Source organism: Cardiobacterium sp. Marseille-Q4385 (genome assembly GCF_916618745.1).
Lineage (GTDB): Bacteria > Pseudomonadota > Gammaproteobacteria > Cardiobacteriales > Cardiobacteriaceae > Cardiobacterium.
Map to the genome: position 1 here is coordinate 1,681,371 of NZ_OU745373.1, position 19,194 is coordinate 1,700,564.

Consider the following 19,194-nt stretch of genomic DNA (forward strand, 5'->3'; position numbering starts at 1 on the left):
AGCAGGCAAACATTAGCCCGGCTTGCCATCAATGCGCGGCGAAAACCAGATGCGCGTGTAGCCGTGCAGCAGCAAACAGAAGGCGATGACCCACAACACCTGCGCCAGCGCAATCCACAGCATCATCTGCGCGGGAGCGGCAAGCGGCAGCACAACACGGCAGATAAACGCCAGCGACAGCAGCCATAACCCGATCACCAGCAGACGCGGCGGCTCGTGAATATTACGCCCGGAATGGCCTAGGCTGACCCGCCCCATCATTGAGAGCGTGAGCAGGCCGACGCCGGAGAGCGTCAGCGCGTGCATCGCCAGCGAATCGCTAATAGGCCAAAAAAGCTGGCAGAAGAAGAGGAAGAAGCCAAAAATCATCCCGGCGAAGGACAAAAACATCGACCACAACAGCGGTCGCCGCCAGATACCGAAGGTGTACCAGCCGACGAGGCGCCAGCCGTTAGTAAACGCGGTTGCCAAGGCGAAGACGGATGCCGCCGCTTGCCACGGCGTAAATACCTTCAACGCAAAAAAGACGGTAAACGACACCAAACAGAGACGATCCAGCAGGATGCTGTTCTTCGGCGTGAAGGGATAGCCGACGCCGCGTTCCGTGAAAAACGGCGTGACCCGCCGCCCGATAGTCAGCACGATGGCGAGGATGGTGAACACGCCGAGATACAGACTCCAATAGAGCCCGTGGGCGAAGCCGAGCAGCCCGGCGATAAAGAGCAACTGACCGATGACCAGCAATCCCAGTTTCGATACCAGCCCCATTTGCCGCCACTGCTTGACCGCCAAGACTGGCTTGGCGACGCCATACAGACTGCCGAGAGCAAAGAGCACATCAAAACAAGCAGCGACGAGCTGCCAGCCGGGGGCAAAGGCAAACAGCAGACGGGCGACGAACCACGGCAGCCAATAACAAAACAGCGGCCAGCCATGCGGCAGCGGCAGCCCCGTCCAGTTCTGCACAGCGGTGAAAAGAAAACCGGTGACGACGGCAGCGGCATAGCCATAGACCATCTCGTGCCCGTGCCAGTACGAGGGCGGCAGCGTGCCGCTAAACGCTGTTACCTGAAACTGGTACACCGCCAGCCAGGCAAGCATGGTAAGCACGGCAAAAGCGGACGCGGTGAAGAAAAACAGGCGGAAACCCAGATTGAGAATGGCAGGATAGCGGTGCATAAAACCTCCGGAAAAACGGCACGCAGGATAGCACCGCCACGCGCCGACACCGATGATGGAAATCAACAATGGCGCGGGGCAGGGTAGGGCGCAACTGCTAAAATGCAAAGGCGAGTCTTGGTTTCTTTGCGGGTTGGGATATGGGAAATGGCGTTTTGGTCAAATACGTGGTAACACGAAAAAGGTGCAGCGAATGGTACAAGCGGATGCAACCATGAACCGTCTGCCTGTGATCAGCCGCTTTGCTGCCCTGTGTCTGCTGGTTATTTTTGTCGTCTGCGGCGGTTATGGCCTGAATACTCTGTTCGCACCGCACCTGATTCGTGCCGCCGGTGATCATCTCAGTATCGCCAAGGTTGCGCAAAGGCAGGCGGATTTCGCCGCCACGCCGCTGCTTGTGGTGTCAGGCATGGATAGTGAGCGGGAGTTCAAGTTCATCACGCACCTCAATGCGCCCTGGCGGGGCCTGATGGCGGAAAGTTTCGCCAACGGGTTTCCAGTTGAGGCGATTGTCGGCCTGAAATTGTGGGACGATGCCGCCGCCGATGGCGATATGGTGCAAATCCGTTCGGCGGGCTACACCGAGACCCTGCTGCTTAGTGATGTGCCGCGCAATGTTTATATCCCTATCATCCTCGGTGTGCCGGTCGTCATTCGCGGCGTGCATGCCGGGCGCGGGGGCGGAATTACGGTATCGGTGGCGGCACAGCGCGCCCTGACGGCTGATGAGGCGCTGTGGCAGAATTATCCACGCAAGGGGTTTGTGGGGCAGGAGGGGAAGTCGCTTGCCCTGCCGCTGTTGCGGGAGGGGCAAACGGTGGAATTGCTACTGCGCCCGCAAGGCAAGGAGGATTTATGACAGGCAGACAGGGTGGGTTCGCTTTTTGGCGACATTCGGCGATGTTTCGTCGCTTGGCATATGTGGTCTCGTTGCTGGTTCTGCTGCTGATGGCAGCGGCGCTGTTCATGCCGCGTCCAGCGACGCTGTCGTCGCTGCCCAAGGCAACGGTCAGCAGTATCACCGTGGTGGCGAAGCTCGATAGTTTCCCGCTTGCCGCGAATGCCTGGCGGGATGAACTCGACCTTGATGGTGAAGTCCCCGCCAGTGGCTATGCTGCGTATTATCTTGAGCGTTACCGCCTGGATGACAACAAGCGCCGCCGGATCATCGCCCGTGAACAGGTGCCGCGTGTCGATATTCACTATACCTATGATGGTTTTCACGATATTCCCTCCGAGCAGTTTGATGGCTACTGGGTTAGGCGCTTGCAGGTGCCGCAGCGTGCCGTGTACTCGCTGTTCATGTCGGGTGTTTCAAGCTCAACCGGCCACGTCCGCCTGATTATCGACGGCAGGCAGATTGTGGCGGGCGTGAGCGAGGATCTGCCGGACAATCTGCTGCTGGAAGCGGGCGAGCATATCGTCGAAGTCGAATATAGCAATCTGTGGCACACCACCGATTTCGGCTTCAACATCCGCCCGAGCGTGCCCGTGATGCCGTCGCCGGATGTGCTGGCGCCTTCCCTGCAAGCCTTGCAGCTGCCCGCTGATACGGTTGTCTTCTTGGTATTCGCCTCGCATAACGACGCTAATTATACGGTTCCTCTCTACATCAACGAGACGCGCCCCTATATCCTGCTCTTGCAGGGCGGCGGCCTGAGCTGGGAAATCCACGGCACACCGCTGGCTATCGTCAGCAACAGTATCCATAGCGATTTTTACGCATCGGGCAGCCCGCCGGTGTTCTTCTGGCAGAAATATTTGGAGATGCCCATCGAGCCGTTTTATGCCAGCAATTGCCGCTGCCAAGGTAGTGATCTGGATTGCCCAGACAACTTCGATAAGATAACAGCCATCGTCACCCAGGTGCAGCAGTGGACGGGTTACCCGCTGGCAGGAGCAGGCTTCACCGCTGACAATCGTGTGCCCCATATCCATACCGACAAGGCCTCCCTACAACAACAGCGGGAGGCATTTGCACGCTTTCAGGCGGAAGAAAGCCGCAAGTGCGCCGCCATATATCAGGAGCAGCGCAAGGGTATGCAGCGCCGTTTTGATGATGTGATGCCTCGGGAGGCGCACTGATGGCCAGGGATGAGCTCTACCACCGTTTTGCCGGGCGCAGCGACTGGCAGCGTAATAACGATGGACGTTTTCGTACCCTGTGGAGGCATTGCCGCGCTCTGCGTCGTCACTGTTATTACACCCTACTACTCGCCTGCTTGTGCGCCATTGGCATTGGCTGTGTTTGGTACCCGGATAGTGGCGGTGCCGATTTTAATTTGGATGATGTTGGCCGACCGCCGCGTCATTTCCCGTTGCAATGGTTTCCGCTGGCGGATAATCCTTGGGGCAGGCAGTTCAACCCGCAGCAGCGGGCGCCAGCAAAAGGTTTTGATGCGTACTATTTTGATCTGAAGGCGCCGACCCGTCTTGTCGCCCGCGAACGGGTACAGCAGATTTTTATGGAAGGGGAAGCCGTTCGACACGGCATTGCCCCCAACGATTTTGCTGCTTACTGGGCAGGCACTCTGCATGTTCCTGTTGCTGCCACGTATACGTTCAACCTCCAGGCGCGGGAAGCACGCGTCCTTTTGGACGGACATGTGGTTTACCTCAGTGAAAGCGGAGCTTTCTATAGGCAAAACCGTTCCGTTACCCTGGCAGCGGGCGATTATCTGCTGGAAGTCGAATCCGGTGGCAATGAGACTTTTGCCTTGACCTGGCAAAGCGAATAAGGGGTTAGCACCATGCTGCGTCTTCCCACCCTCTGCTATCCTCTCCTCTTTATCCTCTTCGGTGGTTTCAGCCTGAACCAGTTGCTGGCGCCGGGATGGGTACGCGCCGGCGGCGATCACCTCACGCCGGCGCAAATCGCGCAGCGGCAGGCAGATTTTGTTGCCACCCCGCTACTGCCGGGGGAAAACAATTACCGGGAAGGGGTCCTTAATACTCTTGTTCTGATGAAATTTGCCGCCTCCCGCCTGAGTAGCAAAGAGAGGCGGGCGCTGATTGAGGCATCCTGGCATCACCAGTTTCTTGCCACCGCCGGGCTGAAAATCTGGGACGATAGCAGTGCCGATGGCGATGTCGTGCGCATCAGCTCAATGGGTTTTCACGTCAACGTCCTCCTCAGCTCTACCCCGCAAGACGTGTTTCTGCCGGTAACGCCTGGCGTCCCGATCACCATCACCGCCCTGAGTGATGGGGCGGGCGGCGGTATCACCGCCGCCGTGGTCGGTATTCACTTTCCGGCAGATGACGACGCGTACCGTGACCGTTATCTGCGCCGCGATATGCGTAACGCGCTGGGCAAGCCACTCGTCCTGCCGTTGCTGCGCCCCGGTGAGAACGTGTCCATCCTCCTTAAATACTAAAGTGCGGGAATGCCGCTGTATGCGGACAGCAAGTGTATGTTCTTGCTGACGTAAACAAAGGCAGTGAATGAAAAAGAACCGCCGCTTTACCGCTATAATTACCGTCACATGACCAATAACTTAAAGGAACCACCATGCAACCCGAACGCTTGCCACCATTGCCCGAAGAAGAACGCCGTCTGCGTAAAAAGAACAACCTGCCGGTCTTCTTGCTGGCAGGCGTGGTTATCGGACTGCTCGGCTTTGGCATGAACCGGTTAATGACCTCCCCAGACAGCAGTGGCGCAGGAAATACAGCGGCTGTGGTCGCCCCTGCTACTACTGATCACCTGACACAGTCGCAAATCCATGCCCGTGCGGAACAATTTGCACGGCAGGCCGTGTATGCAGTTCGCAGCGTGCCACCGGAGGAGGTACAGCAGCGAGTTGAGGCTATGCCGCTGGATGCAGCTGCCAAATGGCAGTTGCAAAATCAGCTTTTGCAGCCTGTTTCCGCTACAGAAAATATCGTACCGCAGACAGGTGCTGCACCCGCAACAGCAGCTACGATACCGGCAGGTGCGGGCGCCCGCCTAGTCGAACTCACCCTGTGGGACGACGTGGCGCAGGATGGTGATGTCGTCATGGTGACGAGCGCCGGCTACAGCCAGCAAGTCAACCTCATGCATGCGCCTCAAACCCTCGCTTTTCCCACCATCACCGGCAGCCCCGTCACCATCACCGGGGTTCACGATGGCGGTGGCGGCATTACTCTCGGCTTTACTGGTAGCGGGGTGCCGGTTGCCCTGCCGGTACTGGCGGAAGGACAAAGCATCGACCTCTACCTGCAATAAGCGACCACCATGAACGTCATCTACCGTCTCCTGCCCATCCTGATGTTTGCCTGCATGTGCATCATGCTGTGGCAGTTTCTTTCCGGTGCCTGGGCGCCCCTGCGTGCTTTCTTGAACGCGGCAAGCGGCTACCTGCTGGCACTGCTCTTCGTCATGATTGGCATCATGTGGGCGGCATGGCGGCATGGCGGCACTGGCGTGGTGATGCACCCAACTGGATTTACAGGCTCATTCCCATGGACATACTCGACAGACTCAGCAACCTTGATTACATCGAAAAAGCCGCAGAGCGGCTCGATAAAGAAGCCGTCCTGCTGGACGCAGACAAACTCAGCCAGGACTTGCAGGCTAAAGTCGTCGGTCAGGCGCAGGTCTGTCAGGATCTCGCCCAGTAATTGCGCCGCCGCCTGGCCATGACCCAGCGCAATCGCCCGGTCGGCGTCTTCCTCTTCGCCGGTCCGCCCGGCACCGGCAAAACCTTCCTCGCCAAAGTGCTTGCAGAAACCATGCAGCGCAAACTGCTGCACTTCGACATGACTCAATATGCCGCCGGCGCCTTCAGCGCGGCGCAACTCTTCGGCATGACGCGTGGCTACGTCGGCTCGACCAGCTACGGCGCACTCACCGCCGGTCTGCGCGATCACCCCAACGCCATCGTCCTCCTCGATGAAATCGAGAAAGCCCACCGCGATGTCCTCAAAAACTTCCTCACCGCCTGGAACGACGGATTCGTCACCGAAGCCTCCGACAGCAAGCAGATTGACAGCAGCCACGCTATCTTCATCCTGACCTCGAATGCCGCGACCGACGCACTTCGCCCAGTTGCAAAAAGACTTTGCCGACGATCCGGATGCGCTGCGCAGTGCCTCCGTCGCTACTCTGCGCGAACAGGGCTTTGCCCCGGAAGTGCTGAACCGCATCGACCGCATCTTTGTCTTTGCGCCGTTTAGCGGACTCGACATCGCCCGCGTCTGCGCCCTGGAAATGGAGCGGATGATCAACAGCTACGGCCTGAAAGTTGCAGGTAAAGGCATCGATCCGCAAATCATCGTGCAGCTGATGGAGCGCTACAAAAAACTCGGCCTCGCCGCGATCTGGTGCGGGCGCTGGAAGAATCCATCGCCGATTCGCTCATCCAGGCCCGTGAGCGCGACTACGACACCATCGAACTGCACCTTGAAGATGGCAAAGTCCGGGCGCGGGTCAGCCGGCAGACACCGCCGGGCGGTTACAACAGCGGTACGCCGCCTCACAGCGGCAATACCGGCGGTGGGAACCCGCAGCCATGAGTGGTCGCGCCCGCCGCAACGGTTCTATCCCTGCCCTGTGGCGGCACTCGCGCAATTACCGCCGCTTCGGCTACATCATCCTCACCTTCGCCTTCCTTCTCCTCCTGCTTCACTACGACAAGCCGGCGACGCAAACCGCGGCAGCGGGCAACCCGCAAACGACCACCGCCCATTATCAGCCACCCGCCGCCGTGCCACCTGTCGCCCGTGCCGCCCCCTTGCCTGCGGCGACCCATATCGCCTCTGCTGCGACGCTAACCGCCATGCCGCCGCCAACGGGCACTGCGACCACGGCGGCGGCAGCGGGCAACAACGCCGCGCAGCCCCCGAAAGCGTTGGTCGCGCCGGAGCTGGGCGAACTAGCGAAATATCGTCCCCTGCACGATTCCTGGGGTGAACGACTTAATCCTGATGGCACTATTCCGGCGGATGGTTTCGATGCCTACTACATCGATACCAACGAACCTTCCCGGGTCCATTTCCGCAGCCACAGCAGCTATCCCGCCACTTGGGGGGGGAGCAGCGGCCAGGGTCTGCCTAGCGAGCGCCTCGGCATCTATTGGGTCGGACAACTGCATGTGCCGAAGACGGCGCGTTACCAATTCGCCCTGCACCAGACCGAGCGTGGCCGGGTACGCATCAGCATTGATCACCGCATCATCAAAGAAGGCGAGGGTACGGCAATGCCGGAGATTGAATTGCGCCAGGGGGTGCATATCGTGGAAGTCGAATACCTCAACAACCATGCCGATGGCTACACCTTCTACCTCGCCCTGCAAAAGAAAACCCCTGTTTATAGCGTCGACAACCTCGCCACCGCGCTGAAGGCCCTGCACCTGCCGGCCAATACCGTGGCATATGTGGCGACGACCCGGCGAGCCAAATCCGACCGCAGTGCCGAGCTGTTCATCAAGGACGACAGCCGTCCCTATATCCTGATTCTGCCCACTGGCTGGCGCGCCTGGAACATCCACGCCGGCAACAACCCGCCCCGCGCCATCGTCCGTTACCAGGAAGCGGGCGATGTCTGGGTGGAAGGCGGCGACCCACCGGTGCTGTTGTGGCAACAATTCATCTCTATGGACAAACTGCGCGACGGCGAACCGGACTGCTACTGCGCGGCAGAAAGTCGTACCCTCCAATGCGGGAACAATGGCAACGACGATCTCGGTCTCTTTGCCGAAAATATCCGCCGCTGGACCGGCTATCCGCTGGCCGGCATTAGCTTCGGGGCGCAGGATACCCGCACTACCGTGCCCGAAATCAGCGTGACCCCCGCCACCATCATGACAAACAGGCGGCAGCTCAAAGAAAAAACTGCTGACATGCGCCGCGCTTGCAGCCTTGTGCGCAGCAAAGGGCGGCTGGATTTCAACACCCTGATGAAAGGAGACAAGACATGAAACGCGACAACCCAGGCTCGCTGTGGCAACAGTCGCGCAATTTCCGCCGCTTGGGCTATATCGTCTTCTGTCTCGCTTTGCTCCTCCTGAGCAGCCGATTTTTTACGTCGGGACAACATGCGCCTGTATCTTCTACTTCGCCGCCGGCCCAATACCAAGCTGCTGCTGGCAATTTGGCACCAGCAGCTGTGCCGCCTGCCAGCGTACCGCTGGCGGCTGCGACCATCAGCGAACAGCCTTTGGAACTGCCTCCGAATGCGAAAGGGTTGGGCACGGCGGAGACAGGAAACGTCCCGCCCCATCTGCCCACCCTGCAAAACATCGTCGCCAGCGCAGATCTGGGCGAGCTGGCGCAATACCCCCCGCTGCAAGACCCCTGGGGCGACACACTCAACCCCGGTGGAGGCGTGCCGGACCGGGGGTATGACACCTACTACCTCGATGCCAACGAACCGGCCCGACCATACCTGCGGCGCAACCACCCGTTTCCGGCCATCTGGCACAACCAATCCAGCTACCTCAACATCCCCAGCGAAAACTTCGCCGTTTATTGGATCGGGCGGCTGGAAGTGCCGCAAACAGCCCGCTACCAGTTCGGCGTGGTGCAACGCGGCCAGGGACAGGCACGTGTCAGCATTGACCGCCGCGTCATCAAAAAAAGCGACGATGCCGGCATCCCGGACATCGAACTGCGCCGGGGTTCCCACATCGTCGAAATCGAATTCCTGAACAACGAAGCGGCGCAAATCGGTTTCTACCTGACCACCCGCCCGACCATGCCGCTTTACACCGCGCAAAACCTCGCCGATGCGCTGAAGGCCCTCAATCTGCCCGCCGACACCGTGGTATATGCCGCCATCACCGAATACGTGGACATCAACAGCCGCAGCGAACTGCACATCAGCGCTGACCAGCGGCCCTACATCCTGTTCTTGCCTGTCGGCCCGCGCAACTGGGATATCCGCACGGATAACAACCCGCCGCAAGCCGTTATCCTCTATCACAAACCCTCCACGATCCAGATAGACGGCAAAGAACCGCCGCTGCTGCAATGGGACCAAGGCATCCCTTACGCGGCATTGGCGCGTCTGCACGACGGCACCCCCGATTGCTACTGCACGGCCACAAGCGGCACGTTCAAATGCAACCGCGGCGGCTTTGACGATCTCGGCACCTTTGCCGCCCAAGTCAGGACATGGACGGGCTACCCGCTGGCCGGCATCAGTTTCGGCCGCAGTCACTACCACACCACCGTTCCCGAAATCGCCGTAACCCGCACCAACATAGAGAAAAGCCGCCGCCTGAGCGCACAGCAAATGGCGGAGATGCGCGAAGCCTGCCGCAGTACCGGCAGCAAAGGGCAGCGGGACGTCAACACCCTGATGAAAGGAAGCAAGTCATGAGCCGTAACGACCTGCGCACCCTGTGGCAACAGTCGCGCAATTTCCGCCGCCTGGGCGGGGTGATCGCCCTGCTGTTTTTGCTCTACCTCCTCGGCAAAAGCGCCCCTGTGGCCACCCCGCCGCAGACACCACCGCAGACACCACCGCAGACACCGCCGCAGACACCACCGCAGACACCACCGCAGACACCACCGCAGACACCACCGCAGACACCACCGCAGACACCACCGCAGACACCACCGCAGACACCACCGCAGACACCACCGTCGGCAACGGTGCAGGTCAGCAAACCCTACCAGACGCTTGCCGCTTACCCGCAGGATAACGCCTCTTGGGGCAAGATTCTCAATCCCGACAATCACATATCGGGGCAGGGTTTTGATGCCTATTACCTCAACGCCGACGTCGCCGATAAAACCGTGCACCGTGAAAACAGTCCCTACATAGATCTTAACCTGCGTGGCCGGACAGAACTCCACGGCATCCCTGCCGATAGAGTCGCCGTTTACTGGGTCGGCTACCTTGATATCCCCACCGATGCCCGCTACAAGGCATGGTTCGATGCTGGACACGGCAGCGTCAAAGTCCGCCTGAACGGCCATCTTATCTACAACGACAACTACGAAGACCTGTACAACCCCACCAACAAACAATTCCTCAGACGGGTCAAAGTGAACTACCTCTACGACGACATCTTCCTACCGCGTGGCCGCTATCTGCTCGAAGCCGAATTCATTGCTCAGGCGAGTGGGAACGGCAAATTTCACCTGAACTTTGCCCCCGCCCTGCCGGAAACCGATGTGGAGGACGGTCTGGCTACCATCCTGCAAACCTTGCACCTGCCCGCCAATACCGTCGTCTTTGCCGCCGTTACCAACAAACTCGACGAACAGAACCGCGTCCGCGTGCGGGTAGAGTCCGGTAATCGTCCTTACCTTCTGCTGCTTGATGGTGACGAATACCGAAACTGGGAAATTGACGGCGACCAGCCGCCGCGCGCCGTTGTCGTCAAAAATGCGAGCAATACCGTGCACGCTGTCGGCAGTCCACCCGTCGTCTATGCCCGACGCATGAACCTGGCTGCCCGAGGCATAGAAGGCATCTCTACCCGCCACTGTCATTGCAGCGATACCAGCTTTACCTGCGATGATCGCGATGACTACGACTTTGCTGCGTTCGATATTGATGTTCGCCGTTGGACAGGCTATCCGCTGGCAGGTGTCGGTCTCACAGCGGATAACCGTATCCCGCAACTGCAAGTCACGACGAAAACCCTCCAGCAGAAACAATGGGAGAAAGAACAAAAAATAGCGCAGGAAAGAGCTGATTGCTGGCGTCGCCAGCGACAAAGGGGCGTTGACATGAATAACTTCGATACGGCGATACCCCAGGTAGCGCCCTAATGGCTGAGGATAGACTCTACCGTCGTTTTCCGGGGCGTAGCGACTGGCAGCGCAACAACGATGGCCGCTTCCGCACGCTGTGGCGGCATTGCCGTGCTTTGCGTTACCACGCTTACCATACCCTGCTGCTTGCCTGCCTCTGTTTTATCGCCTTACATAGTGGCTGGAATCCCGGCATCCTCACCGCACACTACAAGACACCGCGGGAAGCGCCCACGCCCACATTCCCCCTGGACTGGTTTCCCTTGGCCGAAAATCCCTGGGGCAGATACTTTAACCCGCAGCGGCAGGCGCCCACCACCGGCTTCACTGCCTACTATTTCAACCTCAAACAGCCGAACCGTGTCATCGCCAGCGAAAACGTCCCCATTGTGAATAGTCGTGGTGTGCCGGAAGCACATAACATCATCCCGGAAGCCTTTGGTGCCTACTGGGTCGGCAGACTGCATATCACTCAAACGCGTCATTATTCTCCACCGCAAAATAGTGACGGCGTCAATATGCGTATCCTGCTCAATGGGCACGTCATCCATCAAACCAGGCGTAGCGATGGCAGCCTGAAAAAACCGCTGCCTGTCTATCTGCAACCCGGCGATTATCTGCTGGAAATTGAACTCGGTGGCTTGCCACCAAGAACCGATTTCTTCCCGTACGAATAACGGCAGGGTAAGCGCTACGCAGAAATTCCCATCAATTCCATGATAATCCACAAGTAATGAAGTGAATATCACGGCAAAATGCACGGATGAGAAGATAAAAAGTTACGAAACCGGTTCTGTATGGAATGTTATCTATTTGAACTGAAACGGTAAATTGTGATGACGTCTTAGTTGTGGTTATGTGGAAACAGGCTTTATCGCCTGCGGTATCTGTACTACAATTCGCGGCGAAGGTTAACGGATTCACATTTTCCGGCAACGCCGGAAGTTTGGCGCGCAATCCGCTGACTTCACCACCGTGCGGCAAGAATCCGCCTCAAAGCGCATCATCCGTGCGCTTTGCTGCGTGTTCTCCGCCGCATGGTCGTCCTTTTAGCTTTTATCGGAGCGCATCATGTCCACAATATTTTACGTGCAGTTTGCCATCGTGCTGCTGTGTATTCTGGTCGGTGCCCGCGTCGGCGGCATCGGCCTCGGTGTTTTCGGCGGCTTGGGTCTCGCCATCCTGACCTTTGGTTTTGGCTTGCAGCCGACCAGCCCGCCGATTGACGTCATGCTGATGATCATGGCAGTCGTCGCCGCTGCTGCTGCGATGCAGGCTTCCGGCGGTCTCGATTTGATGATCCGCGCTGCCACCCGCATCCTGCGCAAGAATCCGAAGTACATCACCTTCATGGCGCCGGTCGTCACCTATGTCTTCACCATCTTCGCCGGTACCGGCCACGTCGCTTATTCCGTACTGCCAGTCATCGCCGAAGTCTCGCGTCGTAACGGTATCCGCCCGGAACGCCCGCTTTCCATGGCGGTCATCGCTTCGCAGTTTTCTATCGTTGCCAGCCCGATTGCCGCTGCCGTCGTCTCTGCGGTCGGTTATCTCGCGGATTATCACATCAGCATCTTCGATATCCTGAAGGTCACCATTCCGTCCACCGTGCTCGGTATCGGTATCACCTGTATCTTTATCAACAAGATGGGCAAGGAGCTGAAGGACGATCCGGAATATCAACGCCGCCTGCAAGATCCCGCTTATCAGGAAATTTTTGCTGCCCAGGAAGTTTCATCCGGCACCGAATCCCTGACCAATGAAAGAAGCGCCAAAATCTCGCTCACCATCTTCCTCTCCGCTGCTTTGCTGGTTGTCCTCCTCGGTTCTATGGAAAAGCTGGGGCAGTATTTGCCGCAAGCTCTGGTTGAACACCTGCGTCCGTCTTTCCCCAATGCTGACGGCAAGATGAAAATGCTCGGCATGGCGCACACCATCGAAATTGTCATGCTCACTGCTGGCGCGCTCATCATCCTGTTCTGCAAACCAGACGGCACCGCTATTACCCGTGGCTCTGTCTTCCATGCCGGGATGCGCGCGGTTATCGCTATTTTCGGTATCGCCTGGCTCGGTGACACTTTGATGCACGCTCACTTGGGCGATTTGCAGGAAGTCGTCAAAGGCCTTGTGCAAAGCGCGCCATGGACCTTCGCTTTCGCCCTCTTCGGCCTGTCGATACTGGTTAACAGCCAGGGTGCAACGGTGGCTACCCTCTTCCCGGTCGGGATTGGCCTCGGTATTCCGCCGGAAATTATGGTCGGTACCTTCGTCGCGGTGAACGGCTACTTCTTCATTCCGAACTATGGCCCGATCATTGCCTCTATCGACTTCGATACCACCGGCACGACCCGCATTGGTCGCTATATTCTGAACCACAGCTTCATGCTGCCCGGCCTGCTCAGTATGGCGTTCAGCCTCGTGTTCAGCCTCACGCTCGCCAAACTGCTGCTGGCCTAAAACGGTTTGTTAGCGCTATGGCATAGCAACAAGGGCGGCCAAACGGTCGCCCTTTTCTTTGGGCCACAGCAATCCTCAAAACATGAGGAAATTAACCATAAGATGAACTGCTCTTTGACAAAGATTAACTTTTGGTCTTAGTATTTGGCCTTCGGGCGTGTCACGACCCGCCTGATTTCTTCCTGCAACTTTGAGAGAGGCCTTCTATGGAACAACCTGTCTTTACCACGGTAACCGTCAACGGTTATTACACCCTGCTTATCGCCTGCATCGTGCTGCTTTTCGGGCGGCAGTTAGTGCGAAAAATCCGTTTCTTGCGTGACTTCAACATCCCCGAACCGGTCGCGGGCGGTCTGGTCGCGGCGGCCATTATCTATATCCTCTATGGCTTCGGCAGCTACATCTTCAAATTTGATGCCGGGCTGAAGAATGCCTTCATGCTCATCTTTTTCACCTCTATCGGGCTCAGTGCCGATTTTTCCCGCCTGAAAGCGGGCGGTAAACCGCTGGTCTATTTCACCGTTATCGTCGGCGTGTTCATCATCGTGCAGGACGCCGTCGGCGTGCTGCTGGCGACAATGCTGGGACAAAACCCGCTCATCGGCTTGGTGGCAGGTTCCATCACCATGACCGGCGGCCACGGCACAGCTGGCGGTTGGGGACCGGAGCTGGAAAAACTCGGCCTGGTCGGTGCGACCGGTCTTGGCATGGCCTGCGCCACTTACGGTTTGGTTGCTGGCGGCCTTATCGGCGGCCCGACGGCACGCCGCCTCATCAACAAAATGGGGCGCAAGCCGGTAGAAACGGCGGAGACCATCGCCAGTGATGACCTCGATAAACCTGAGGAAATTTTTGAACGACCAGGGCGGATGCGCCTCATCACCGCTTCTTCAGCAGTAGATACGCTGGCGATGTTTGCCGTCTGTCTGGTTTTTTCCGAAATCATGAACGATGTGGATACCCGCTATCTGAAAAATATCCTCGCCATCCTTGATTTGCCGCAATTCGTCTGGGCGCTGGGCTGTGGCGTCATCCTGCGCAATATCCTCACTGGTGCCTTCAAGTTCAATATGTTTGACCGCGCCATTGATGTCTTCGGCAATGCCTCGCTCTCCATCTTCCTTGCCATTGCCCTGCTCGATCTGAAGTTGTGGGAGCTGACTGCGCTGGCGCTGCCTGTCACCGTTATCCTGCTGACGCAAACGGTGGTGATGTTCCTCTATGCCACCTATGTCACCTACGCCTTTATGGGCCGTGACTATGATGCAGCGGTTCTTGCCGCCGGGCATTGTGGCTTCGGTCTTGGCGCGACACCGACGGCGGTTGCCAATATGCAATCTGTGACTGAACGCTTTGGTGCTTCGCATAAGGCCTTCCTCATCGTGCCGATGGTGGGCGCCTTCTTTGTTGACCTTATCAACAGTGCTGTGTTGCAGAGCTTCGTCAAGTATCTGTAAAACCGATGAAATATAAAAAACCACCGCTCGCGCGGTGGTTTTTTTGACGACTGCCGTTATTGCCAGAAATCGTCATCCATATGCTGCAAGAACTCCTGCATTTCTTGCGCGGCTTCGCGGATGAGGCGTTCGTCCTGGCTGTTAAGGGCGGCGGTGAAGATGGCGATGCGCTGCCCGATGTATTGGCGGTCTTCGCCGAGGCGCTGGGTATAGAGGCGTTCGGCGCGCGCCAGCAGGGTGCGGTTTTCCGCCTGGTCGCGCGGGTGGATTTTCAGTTTCGCCAGTTTTTCGTGTGCCGCCTGCAAGGCTGCGGCATCGAGGTTGACACCGCTGTTGTGGATGGTGAGCTGGTGGGTGCTGCCGTCAGCGGGCAGGTGCACATCCACTTCGAGCAGGCCGCTGACGTCGTAGGTAAAGCGCACTTCAGCGGGCATTTGTTCGGGGTCGCGGTAGTCTGGCAGCGGGATGTTGATTTCGCCGAGGTAGATGTTGTCGCGCACGAGCCGCGCCTCGCCCTGGTAGATTTTGAAGAGCAGCGCTTCCTGGTTGTTCTGGATGGGGTAGTAGGTTTCCATGCGGCTGACGGGGATGACGGTATTGCGCTCGATGATGGGGCTGAACACGCCGCTTTCGTAGTGCTGCTCGCTGGTCTGGATGCTGGTTTCGACGCCAAGCGAGTAGGGGGCAACATCAGTCATGACCACTTCTTCCAGCGCCTGGTCTTGCGCGACCAACCCCGCCTGGATGGCGGCACCAATAGCGATGGTTTCGTCCGGGTTGAGGCCGGTGGTCGGGAAGCGGCCAAAGAGTCGCGCCATCGCTTTGCGCAAAATGCCCATCCGCGTCGCCCCGCCGACGAGGATGATGTCATCGAGGCTGGCGGCGCGCACCCCAGCGTCGCGCAGGGTCTGTTCGATGGGGGTGCGGCAGCGTTCGAGCAGTGGCGCGCAGCGTTGTTCCCAGTCAGCACCCGTGATGTGCCAGTTGAGTGTCTCACCGCCCACGGTGAGCTGCATGTCGGCGTCGCCGCTGTTTAGCGCCTGTTTGGCGCGCTCGGCGGCGGCGTAGAGTGGTCCTTGCACGCCGGCAAGGTCAGCCTTGGGATGTGCGCTGCCAAAGCCCCGGATGAGCAATTCGGTAAAGTCTTCGCCGCCGAGCATGTTATCGCCCGCACTCGCCCGCACTTCCATGATGCCGCTGAACATATCGAGCAGGGTGACGTCGAAGGTGCCACCGCCGAGGTCAAGGACGAGGAATTTGCGGTCGCCATCGCCCTGGTGCAGGCCGTAGGCCATTGCCGCAGCGGTGGGTTCGTTGAGCAGGCGGCGCACGTTCAGTCCGGCCAGCTCGGCGGCGTGGCGAGTGGCTTTGCGCTGGGTGTCGTTGAAGTAAGCGGGGACGGTGATAACAGCGTCCGTGACGCGCGCGCCAAAGGCAGCTTCGGCATCGGCCTTGAGTGAGCCGAGGACGAGCGCTGAGAGTTCTTCTGGTGAGAATTCGTGGCGGCGGCCAAGACGGTAACGTTTGCTGCTACCCATGTAGCGCTTGAAGGAAGCAGCGGTCGCCTGCGGGTGCGAGATGAGGCGTTCGCGCGCGGCGGCGCCGACGAGGATGCTGCCGTCGTCATCAACGCTGACCACGGACGGGGTGAGGACGCTGCCGAGGGCGTTTTTGACGAGTTGTGCCTTGCCGTCTTGCCAGTAGGCAACGAGGCTGTTGGTGGTGCCGAGGTCAATGCCGAGGATAGGGGTGTCCATATTGTGTGCTCCAAGCGGAAAAATGGCGCGGATTATATAGCGGGTGGTTATTGCCCGCTCTCCCGGCGTTTTTACGCACCGGGCGGTGGGGCGGTGCGCTGGATACGCAGGGCGTTAGCGGTGACGAGCAGTGAGCTGGTGCTCATGCCGAGCGCAGCGATCCACGGGGTGAGGTAGCCGCAGAGTGCAAGCGGCAGGATAAGCAGGTTGTAGGCGGCCGCCCAGGCGAGATTCTGGCGGATGATACGTTGGGTGCGCGTGGCCAGGTCGAAGAGGTAGGGCAGGGCGTCGGGGCCGTTTTTCATGAAAACGATATCGGCGTGGGTCTGCGACAGCGGGTTGGCGCGACCAACGGCGACGGAGACGGCGGCGCGGGCGAGGACGGGCGCGTCGTTGATGCCGTCGCCAATCATCAGGGTATGCGCGGGGTCGTGCGCTTCGAGCAGGGCGAGTTTGTCGCTTGGGCGCAGGTCACCGTGGTAGTCAGTGATGTGGTAGCGCGTGGCGAGGCGGGCGACGTTGGCACTGCGGTCGCCACTGGCGATAGCGAGGTGGTAGCGGGTAGCGAGCGTGGTCAGGGTTGCGGCGAGGTCGGGGCGTTCGGGGTCACCCAGGCGGTAGTGCGCGCGCAGGGTGGTGTTTTCGGCGAGGTAAACGTGGGTGGTGTTGGCGTCGTCGATTGGGTTTTCCTCAGCATCAGTGGCGGTGTTTCCCCCCCTCCGTCGCTGCGCGACATCTCCCCCCGCAAGCGGGGGGAGGGATTTTATGTCGGTGGTTTCGAGGGTGACGACGCCGTTTTCCTGCATGTAGGCGGCGCTGCCGATATGCCAGCGGCTGTCCTGCCAGTCGCCGCTGACGCCTTTGCCGCTGTGCTGGCTGATGTTCGTCATGGGCAGGGTGGCGGTTTCCTGGCGGCTGAAGTACCAGGCGACGGGGTGGGTGCTATTGGTTTCGAGGCTTTTGGCGATGGCGAGCAGGGTATGCGGATCGGCATAGCCGTAGGTTTCGCCTGCGCGCAGTTGGTATTTGCCGGCGGTCAGGGTGCCGGTTTTGTCGAAGAGGATGCGCTTGATGCGGGTGAGGCGGTCGAGGGTGTCGCTGTTTTTGATGAGGATGGCATGTTTGTGTGCGTGGTTGAGCGCGGCGGTAAGCACGGTCGGCGTCGCCAGCGATAGTGCGCAGGGGCAGGTGGCGACGAGTACGGCGAGGGCGATGTCGAAGGCGCGCGCGGGCGCTATCCACTGCCAGATGAGGTAACCGGCGGCGGCGAGGATGAGCACGGCAAGGATGGTGTGGCGGGCGAGGGTTTCGTTGCGGTCTATCTGCGGCGAGCGGTGCTGTTCGGCGCGGGCGCTGATGCGGCGGATGGCGGCGAGGGTGGTTTGTTGTCCGGTTTGGGTGACGCGGATGTCGAGCGGGCTTTCCAGATTGGTGCTGCCGGCGAGGACGATGTCGCCCGTCTGTTTGTACTGCGGGGTGCTTTCGCCGCTGAGCATGCTTTCGTCTACGCGGCTGGTGCCCGCTTCGATGCGTCCGTCCACGGGGATAGTGTGCGTCGGCAGGACGCGGATGTGGTCATCCACGCGGATCGCAGGCAGCGGCACGAGGCGGTATTCACCGTCCGCTGCGCGTTGGTACACGGCGTCAGGCAGGAGGCGGGCGAAGTGGTGCTGGTTGTGGCGGGCGCGGCGGCGGGTGTGCGCTTCAAGGGTGCGGCTGATGGTGATGAAGAAGATGAACATGGTGACGCCGTCGTAGTAGATTTCGCCGTGGCCGAGGATGGTGTGGTAGAGGCTGGCGAGCCACGCCCCCGCGCAGGCGATGGCGATGGGTACGTCCATGTTGAGGCGGCGCTGTTTGAGGGCGAGCCAGGTGCTTTTCAGGAAGGGGTAGCCGGCGTAGAGCATGATCGGGGCGCTGGTAAGCGCGCTGATCCAGCGCAGCAGTTGTTCGTATTCGCGCTCGATGCCGAGCCAGGCGCCGGTGTAGAGGCCGGTCGCGAACATCATCACCTGCATCATGCCGAGGCCGGCAACGATGAGGCGCAGCAGGTCGTGGTTGCGGCGGCGGTGGTCGCGGCGCTCTTCCTGGTCGGGCGTGGTGAGGTTCGGGGTGTAGCCGAGGTCGGCGATGGTGGCGAGGATGGCCGAGAGCGGGGTGTCGCGCCAGCGAATTTCGGCGCGGCCTGTCGTCAGGTTGATGTGGGTGTGCGTGATGCCGTGTGCGCGTTCGAGGGCGCGGCTGATGAGCCAGGTGCAGGCGGCGCAGTGCAGGCCGTCGATGTAGAGGTGGATTTCGTTATTTTCGCCGTCGCGATAGGTGTACTGGGCGGCGATGTCGGGCAGGTCGTAGGCCTGCCAGTGGCTGTGGTCGTAGGCGGTATCAGGTCGCGGTGCGGGGCGGTCGCGCACGGTATAGTACTGGTCGAGGTGGTGCGCGCTGATGATGGCGGCGACGGCACGGCAGGCGGTGCAGCAGTAGGCGTGGCCGGCGTCGTCATGAATGTCAGTGCCGGCAAGGATGGGCTGGTGGCAGTGGTAGCAGGTCATGGGGGTGTGGGGTTTATGGTCGTTTCTTCCGGACGCGACAAGATTTCGTCAAGCGGCGCAAATACGGGGGTTTTGTAGAGACGTCGCCTGCAACGTCTCAAAAAC

The 19,194-nt window shown here is 59.5% G+C and carries 17 protein-coding genes; 14 read left to right on the forward strand and 3 right to left on the reverse strand.

The window, feature by feature from the left end; translation table 11 throughout:
* Positions 1-12: 12 nt before the first annotated feature.
* On the reverse strand, positions 13-1,179 hold the full coding sequence (locus LG374_RS08200; protein WP_225757232.1) for an NnrS family protein: 1,167 nt from the start codon (positions 1,177-1,179) through the stop codon (positions 13-15).
* A 52-nt stretch (positions 1,180-1,231) separates the two neighbouring features.
* Between LG374_RS08200 and LG374_RS08205 the strand changes: the two genes are divergently transcribed.
* The 14 genes from LG374_RS08205 to gltS all read left to right on the forward strand — a co-directional run bounded on the left by LG374_RS08205 (position 1,232) and on the right by gltS (position 14,783).
* Complete coding sequence (locus tag LG374_RS08205) at positions 1,232-2,038, forward strand: hypothetical protein (RefSeq protein WP_225757233.1); 807 nt, start codon at positions 1,232-1,234, stop codon at positions 2,036-2,038.
* Positions 2,035-3,264 (forward strand): hypothetical protein, encoded by a 1,230-nt coding sequence (locus tag LG374_RS08210; protein ID WP_225757234.1) that lies wholly within the window; start codon positions 2,035-2,037, stop codon positions 3,262-3,264. The genes LG374_RS08205 and LG374_RS08210 overlap by 4 nt, the downstream gene beginning before the upstream one ends.
* On the forward strand, positions 3,264-3,917 hold the full coding sequence (locus LG374_RS08215; RefSeq protein ID WP_225757235.1) for a hypothetical protein: 654 nt from the start codon (positions 3,264-3,266) through the stop codon (positions 3,915-3,917). The genes LG374_RS08210 and LG374_RS08215 overlap by 1 nt, the downstream gene beginning before the upstream one ends.
* 12 nt (positions 3,918-3,929) lie before the next feature.
* On the forward strand, positions 3,930-4,556 hold the full coding sequence (locus LG374_RS08220) for a hypothetical protein (protein ID WP_225757236.1): 627 nt from the start codon (positions 3,930-3,932) through the stop codon (positions 4,554-4,556).
* Between the two features lie 134 nt (positions 4,557-4,690).
* Positions 4,691-5,389: a hypothetical protein gene (locus LG374_RS08225; RefSeq protein ID WP_225757237.1), complete on the forward strand. Its 699-nt coding sequence runs from the start codon at positions 4,691-4,693 to the stop codon at positions 5,387-5,389.
* Positions 5,390-5,625: 236 nt separating this feature from the next.
* Complete coding sequence (locus LG374_RS08230; protein ID WP_225757238.1) at positions 5,626-5,784, forward strand: hypothetical protein; 159 nt, start codon at positions 5,626-5,628, stop codon at positions 5,782-5,784.
* Between the two features lie 18 nt (positions 5,785-5,802).
* Complete coding sequence (locus LG374_RS08235) at positions 5,803-6,339, forward strand: AAA family ATPase (protein ID WP_225757239.1); 537 nt, start codon at positions 5,803-5,805, stop codon at positions 6,337-6,339.
* A gap of 147 nt (positions 6,340-6,486) precedes the next feature.
* Positions 6,487-6,678, forward strand: a complete 192-nt coding sequence (locus LG374_RS08240; RefSeq protein ID WP_225757240.1) for a hypothetical protein — start codon at positions 6,487-6,489, stop codon at positions 6,676-6,678.
* The gene (locus LG374_RS08245; protein WP_225757241.1) at positions 6,675-8,081 is read left to right on the forward strand and encodes a hypothetical protein; all 1,407 of its coding nucleotides are present in this window, start codon (positions 6,675-6,677) and stop codon (positions 8,079-8,081) included. Before LG374_RS08240 ends, LG374_RS08245 begins: the two co-directional genes overlap by 4 nt.
* Entirely contained in the window at positions 8,078-9,484 is a 1,407-nt protein-coding gene (locus LG374_RS08250; RefSeq protein WP_225757242.1) for a PA14 domain-containing protein, read from the forward strand. Before LG374_RS08245 ends, LG374_RS08250 begins: the two co-directional genes overlap by 4 nt.
* Positions 9,481-10,887 carry a hypothetical protein gene (locus LG374_RS08255; RefSeq protein ID WP_225757243.1) on the forward strand — a complete coding sequence of 469 codons (1,407 nt, stop codon included), beginning with the start codon at positions 9,481-9,483 and terminating at the stop codon, positions 10,885-10,887. The genes LG374_RS08250 and LG374_RS08255 overlap by 4 nt, the downstream gene beginning before the upstream one ends.
* A complete protein-coding gene (locus tag LG374_RS08260) occupies positions 10,887-11,546 on the forward strand; it encodes a hypothetical protein (RefSeq protein WP_225757244.1) in 660 nt (219 codons plus the stop codon). Before LG374_RS08255 ends, LG374_RS08260 begins: the two co-directional genes overlap by 1 nt.
* Positions 11,547-11,940: 394 nt before the next feature.
* Positions 11,941-13,326, forward strand: coding sequence for an anaerobic C4-dicarboxylate transporter family protein (locus LG374_RS08265; protein ID WP_225757245.1), 1,386 nt, complete (start codon positions 11,941-11,943; stop codon positions 13,324-13,326).
* Between the two features lie 206 nt (positions 13,327-13,532).
* Positions 13,533-14,783: a sodium/glutamate symporter gene (gene gltS / locus LG374_RS08270; protein WP_225757246.1), complete on the forward strand. Its 1,251-nt coding sequence runs from the start codon at positions 13,533-13,535 to the stop codon at positions 14,781-14,783.
* A gap of 56 nt (positions 14,784-14,839) precedes the next feature.
* On the opposite strand, the gene LG374_RS08275 is transcribed toward gltS, so the two are convergent.
* Both LG374_RS08275 and LG374_RS08280 read right to left on the reverse strand, forming a co-directional pair.
* Positions 14,840-16,540, reverse strand: a complete 1,701-nt coding sequence (locus tag LG374_RS08275) for an Hsp70 family protein (protein ID WP_225757247.1) — start codon at positions 16,538-16,540, stop codon at positions 14,840-14,842.
* A 71-nt stretch (positions 16,541-16,611) separates the two neighbouring features.
* Entirely contained in the window at positions 16,612-19,089 is a 2,478-nt protein-coding gene (locus LG374_RS08280) for a heavy metal translocating P-type ATPase (RefSeq protein WP_225757248.1), read from the reverse strand.
* Positions 19,090-19,194 lie beyond the last annotated feature (105 nt).

Bases quoted from the DNA above. Each gene is read 5' to 3' on its own strand.
- LG374_RS08200 (WP_225757232.1), bottom strand. From the start codon at position 1,179: ATGCACCGCTATCCTGCCATTCTCAATCTGGGTTTCCGCCTGTTTTTC.
- LG374_RS08205 (WP_225757233.1), top strand. From the start codon at position 1,232: ATGATGGAAATCAACAATGGCGCGGGGCAGGGTAGGGCGCAACTGCTA.
- LG374_RS08210 (WP_225757234.1), top strand. From the start codon at position 2,035: ATGACAGGCAGACAGGGTGGGTTCGCTTTTTGGCGACATTCGGCGATG.
- LG374_RS08215 (WP_225757235.1), top strand. From the start codon at position 3,264: ATGGCCAGGGATGAGCTCTACCACCGTTTTGCCGGGCGCAGCGACTGG.
- LG374_RS08220 (WP_225757236.1), top strand. From the start codon at position 3,930: ATGCTGCGTCTTCCCACCCTCTGCTATCCTCTCCTCTTTATCCTCTTC.
- LG374_RS08225 (WP_225757237.1), top strand. From the start codon at position 4,691: ATGCAACCCGAACGCTTGCCACCATTGCCCGAAGAAGAACGCCGTCTG.
- LG374_RS08230 (WP_225757238.1), top strand. From the start codon at position 5,626: ATGGACATACTCGACAGACTCAGCAACCTTGATTACATCGAAAAAGCC.
- LG374_RS08235 (WP_225757239.1), top strand. From the start codon at position 5,803: ATGACCCAGCGCAATCGCCCGGTCGGCGTCTTCCTCTTCGCCGGTCCG.
- LG374_RS08245 (WP_225757241.1), top strand. From the start codon at position 6,675: ATGAGTGGTCGCGCCCGCCGCAACGGTTCTATCCCTGCCCTGTGGCGG.
- LG374_RS08250 (WP_225757242.1), top strand. From the start codon at position 8,078: ATGAAACGCGACAACCCAGGCTCGCTGTGGCAACAGTCGCGCAATTTC.
- LG374_RS08255 (WP_225757243.1), top strand. From the start codon at position 9,481: ATGAGCCGTAACGACCTGCGCACCCTGTGGCAACAGTCGCGCAATTTC.
- LG374_RS08260 (WP_225757244.1), top strand. From the start codon at position 10,887: ATGGCTGAGGATAGACTCTACCGTCGTTTTCCGGGGCGTAGCGACTGG.
- LG374_RS08265 (WP_225757245.1), top strand. From the start codon at position 11,941: ATGTCCACAATATTTTACGTGCAGTTTGCCATCGTGCTGCTGTGTATT.
- gltS (WP_225757246.1), top strand. From the start codon at position 13,533: ATGGAACAACCTGTCTTTACCACGGTAACCGTCAACGGTTATTACACC.
- LG374_RS08275 (WP_225757247.1), bottom strand. From the start codon at position 16,540: ATGGACACCCCTATCCTCGGCATTGACCTCGGCACCACCAACAGCCTC.
- LG374_RS08280 (WP_225757248.1), bottom strand. From the start codon at position 19,089: ATGACCTGCTACCACTGCCACCAGCCCATCCTTGCCGGCACTGACATT.